The organism is Moheibacter sp. (assembly GCF_049672845.1).
Classification (GTDB): domain Bacteria; phylum Bacteroidota; class Bacteroidia; order Flavobacteriales; family Weeksellaceae; genus Moheibacter.
Genome location: NZ_JBATWT010000019.1, coordinates 1 through 1,521, shown reverse-complemented (window position 1 = coordinate 1,521; position 1,521 = coordinate 1). Strand labels below are relative to the sequence as shown.

Genomic DNA, 1,521 nt, shown 5'->3' with positions numbered 1-1,521 from the left:
TCCACGAACGGCGCGGCGACCACGGCTCCCGCCGAGGCGCCGGCCAGCGGCGCCACCACTGCGCCGGCAACTGATTCGGCCACCACGCCTGCTCCGGCAGAGCCGGCCCAGCCGATGGCGCCGCAGGTTCCCAACAACTAATCGTAGTTCGTATTTGTATTAGGTTTGCGGCAACTGTTGTTCTTTGAACACAGTTGCCGCAAATGCGTTCAGGGGTGGGCAATCGCCAAGCCGGGCGGCTTCGTGCCGCTTGAGAAAACCTGTTTTCTTCGCCTATAGCTTGGCTGCGGTGGATGTGGTGCCTGCGGGGTGCCGAGCAGGGCCGTGGGCAACAAGCTTTTCTGTGATCGGATTTTCGCCATGCAGCTTCGCAGCTTCATTTTAGCTGGCCTGTGCGCCGCATTTTGCATTGGGGCTCCCGCCTATGCAGCGTCGCCGGCTTCCACCGCGGCAGCACCTGCCGTAGCAACGACCGACGTCGTTACCGTCGCGGCCAAGAGCCCGACCGCGGAACTGCGCGCGCTGAAGAAGAAAAAGAAGCCGACCGACGAGGACCTGGCGCGGATCAAAGAACTCGAAGCCAAGATCAAGGCCGACCAGGCTGCCGCCAAGGTGAAGGCGCTCGAAGCGAAGAAGCAGGCGATGCGCGATACGGCCAAGGCAAAGGCCGAGGCTTCGCGGCAAGCCTTCCTCGACAAGAAGGGCCAGAAGCCGGCTGCCAAGGTTGCCGAAGCCAAGCCGGCAAAGCAGATCAAGCCTGTCGAGCCGGCCGAACCGATCCAGCAGGCGGAAGAACCCATCCCGGCCGAGGCGATGAATGTTGCGCTCACCGGCAACAATGGCGAGTTGCGCAGCGAGCCGAAGCCGGGCGAGAAGCAGGTGAGAAGCAGCGGCGGCCTGTTTGCCGGCCTTTTCGGCGGCACAACGTCGTCGATGAGCATGCTGCCGGAAACACGTGCCCTGGATTCGGTGCTGCGCCAGCAGCAGGCCAAGAAGCAGTTCAAGGTGAAATCCGAGTTCGAGCCGCAAGAAGTGAATTTCACCGGCTACAAGGCCGGCACCATCGTCATCGATACGAACGAGCGTCGTCTCTATCTGGTGGAATCCGCGTTCACCGCCCGTCGCTATGCGATTGCGGTTGGCCGCGAGGGCTTGCAGTTCAAGGGCATGACCACCGTCGGCGACAAGCAGGAATGGCCGCGCTGGATCCCCACCAAGGAGATGCAGGAGCGCGAGCCCAAGAAGTACGGCCAGTACAAGGACGGCATGGCAGGCGGACCCGAGAACCCGTTGGGTGCTCGTGCCATCTATCTCTACGAGGGCAAGAAGGACACGCACCTGCGCATTCACGGCACAAACCAGCCGCAGAGCATCGGAACGAGCGCCTCGAACGGCTGCTTCCGCATGATCAACGATCACGTGATGGATCTTTACCGACGCGTGAAAATGGGTACCCAGGTCGTTATTCTCTGACGTCCTGCCAGAACGACACAAAGCGCCGGCGGCCAGCCGGCCCTTTTG

1 protein-coding gene is annotated in these 1,521 nt (G+C 62.1%); it reads left to right on the top strand.

Annotation, left to right across the window (positions count from 1 at the left end):
• Positions 1-360: 360 nt before the first annotated feature.
• Positions 361-1,473: a L,D-transpeptidase family protein gene (locus WBF63_RS07535; protein WP_424369104.1), complete on the top strand. Its 1,113-nt coding sequence runs from the start codon at positions 361-363 to the stop codon at positions 1,471-1,473.
• The last annotated feature ends 48 nt before the right edge of the window (positions 1,474-1,521 follow it).

Coding starts and splice junctions, on each gene's coding strand:
- WBF63_RS07535 (WP_424369104.1), top strand. CDS start 361: ATGCAGCTTCGCAGCTTCATTTTAGCTGGCCTGTGCGCCGCATTTTGC.